Origin of the sequence: Streptomyces synnematoformans (assembly GCF_039531005.1) — a bacterium.
Lineage (GTDB): Bacteria > Actinomycetota > Actinomycetes > Streptomycetales > Streptomycetaceae > Streptomyces > Streptomyces synnematoformans.
This window is the reverse complement of record NZ_BAAAPF010000515.1, coordinates 1-3,034: the sequence shown is the minus strand read 5'-3', so window position 1 is coordinate 3,034 and position 3,034 is coordinate 1. Positions and strand designations below refer to the sequence as shown.

The following is a 3,034-nucleotide window of genomic DNA, read 5'->3' as shown; positions in this document are numbered from 1 at the left end:
CCGCCGCGCCGTTGCGCGTGCCCGGCCATGTGCCGGGCGGCGTCTCCGCGGCGCCGCACGCGCCGGGTGCCGGCCCGCCCGCGGCCCCCGCGGATGCGGGGCCCGCGGAGGCGGTTCCCGTGCGGATCTACGGGCGGCACGCCGTCGTCGGGCCGCTCCCCGACCCCGGAGCCCGCGGGTGCGTGCGGTGTCTGGAGCGGCGGTGGCAGGCCGCGCGGTCGCGGCAGCTGCGGGAGGCCGTCGAGCTGGGGGGCGGTACGGCCGCGGCGGGGGCGCCGCCGCAGTGGACGCCGTTCGCCGCCGCGGCGCTCGCCGCCGCCGTCGCCGGCGCCGTGGCCGACGACCGGGGGCGGACCGTGGCCGGGGCCGTGTCTGCCGACGGGGCCTCGGCCTCCGCCGCCGGGGCCGGGTGCGTCGACGGGGCCTCGGCCTCCGCCGCCGGGGCCGGGTCTGTCGACTGGGCCCCCGCTTCCGCCGTCCGGGCCGGGTCCGTCGACGGGGCCACCGCCGCCGGCGCCGTGGCCGACGACCGGTCCACCGCCTCCACCGCCCTCTTCCGCGACGTCTACCAGCTCGACCTCGCCGACCTCACCGTCCGCCGCTACCCCCTCGTCCCCGACCCCGAGTGCCCCGTCTGCGGACCCGACGAGCACGACGCCGCCGACTCCGCCGTCGTCGCCCTCGACCCGTCGCCCAAGCACCGCCCCGGCGCCTTCCGCACCCGCCCGCTGGCGGACTACGACCTGCCCACCGAGGCGTTCGCCAACCCCGTCTGCGGCGCCCTCGGCCCCACCGTCGTCCTCGACGTCTCCTCCACCTCCACCTCCGCCACCATCGGCTGCTTCTCGCTCCGCTCCGGCGACTACCTCCGCGAGACCTTCTGGGGCGGCCACGCCGACACCTTCCGCGACAGCCTGCGCATCGGCGTCCTGGAAGGCCTGGAGCGCTACGCCGGCATGCGCCCCCGCGCCCGCGCGACCACCGTGCGGGCCAGCCTCGACCAGCTCGTCGCCGACGGCCGCCCCGCCCTCGACCCCCGCCGCTGCGGGCTCTACGCGCCCGGCTTCCACCGCACCGAAGGCATCGCCCCGTTCACGCCCGAGCGCGAGATCTCCTGGGTGTGGGGCCACTCCCTCACCGACCGCCGCCCGCTGCTCGTGCCCGAGGTGCTGACGTACTACCACACGCCGGGCCTCGCCGACCGCTTCGTGCAGGAGAGCTCCAACGGCTGCGCCACCGGCGGCTCCGCCGCCGAGGCCGTCTACTACGGCCTCATGGAGGTCGTCGAGCGCGACGCGTTCCTCCTCGCCTGGTACGGGCAGCAGCCCCTGACCGAGCTGGACCCCGCCTCCGCCACCCGTCCCGCCACCCGGCAGATGGTGGCGCGACTGGAGATGTACGGCTACCGCGCCCGGTTCTTCGACGCCGCGCTGACGTTCCCCGTCCCCGTCATCACCGGCGTCGCCGAGCGGTACGACGGCGGGCCCGGACGGATGTGCTTCGGCGCCGGCGCCGGGCTGGACCCGGAGGCGGCGCTGGCCTCCGCGCTGGACGAGATCGCCACCGACGCCGTCAACCTCGCCGGCCGTACGGAGCGCGAGGAGGCCCGGCTGCGCGCGATGGCCGCCGACTTCGGGAAGGTCGCCGCCCTGCACGACCACCCGCTCGTCTACGGGCTCCCGGAGATGGCCCGCTACGCCGACTTCCTCCTGCGGCCCCGGCAGCGCCCCGTCCCCCTGCGCGAGCGGTACGGCGCCGGGCGCACCCTGCCCGTCTCCGACGACCTCGCCGACGACGCCGCGGCGTGCGTGGCGGCGGTCGCCGAGTCCGGGTTCGAGGTGATCGCCGTCGACCAGACCCTGCCCGAGCAGCGCGCGCTGGGGCTGTGGACGGTCAGCGTGATCGTGCCGGGGCTGCTGCCCATCGACTTCGGCTGGTCGCGGCAGCGCGCGTTGGGGATGTCCCGGCTGCGCACCGGGCTGCGCGAGGCCGGCCTGCGCGACCACGACCTCGCCGACGCCGAGCTGAACCCGGCACCGCACCCGTTCCCCTGACCCACCCGACGCACCCGACGCACCCGACCCCCCTGACCCGCCCGACCCGCGAAGCCACCACCCGCAGAAGGAGCAGACGATGGGATACGCCCACGGATACGCGACCGCGATCATGCATCGCGGCCGCGTGCCGATGGAGCCGGTGGACTTCGTGCCCGACTGGGCGGACGGTCCGCGCAAGACCAAGCACTACCCGGGCACGGACCGCCTGCCGCTGCCCGCCGGCCCCGCGTACCCGGCGAACGCCACCGTCGAGCGGGGGCTGCTGCACCCGGCGGACGGCGCCGGGCCCGCGTTCGACCTCGGGCTCCTCGGCGGGCTGCTGCGGGACTCGTACGGGCTGGTGGGCCGGCGCCTCGGCGTGCAGGCCAACACCGACCTGAACGCCCTGCCGTTCTACCCGCTCGCGAACTGGTCCCGCGGCACCGCCTCCGGCGGCGGTCTCTACCCTGTCTCCGTCTACTGGGTCAACGGCGCCTCCGCGCCCGTACCGCCCGGCGTGCACTACTACTCCGCCCGCCACCACGCCCTGCGCCGGCTGCTGACCGGCGACGTCTCGGGAGCGGTGCGCGAGGCGCTGGGGGAGGGGGCGCCGGGGCCGGAGACGGACCAGTTCCTGGTGCTGGGCGTGAAGTACTGGCAGAACTCCTTCAAGTACAACAGCTTCTCCTTCCACGCCGTGAGCATGGACGTGGGCGCGCTGCTGGGCACCTGGCGGACGTGGGCCGCGGCGCGGGGGACGGCGCTGGAGCCGGCGCTGTGGTTCGACGAGGAGCGGCTGGCGCGGCTGCTGGGGGTCGCGGGCGAGGAGGAGGGGATCTTCGCGGTCGTGCCGCTGCCGTGGGCGGGGCACGCGTGCGCGGCGCGGCCAGGGGAGCGGGCGGGGACGGGCCCCGCGCACGGGACCGAGGCCGGGAACGACGTCGGGGACGGCTCCGGCGCAGCGCGCACGGCGACCGGGAACGGTGTCGCGGTCGGCG

Annotated in this window: 2 protein-coding genes; both read left to right on the top strand. The window is 77.1% G+C overall.

Annotation, left to right across the window (positions count from 1 at the left end; all coding sequences use genetic code 11):
• Positions 1–29: 29 nt before the first annotated feature.
• Positions 30–2,054 carry a TOMM precursor leader peptide-binding protein gene (locus tag ABD317_RS35330; protein ID WP_425582526.1) on the top strand — a complete coding sequence of 675 codons (2,025 nt, stop codon included), beginning with the start codon at positions 30–32 and terminating at the stop codon, positions 2,052–2,054.
• 79 nt (positions 2,055–2,133) lie between these two features.
• Positions 2,134–3,034: nitroreductase family protein (locus ABD317_RS35325; protein WP_486389029.1), on the top strand; the 901-nt coding region annotated here is incomplete at its 3' end.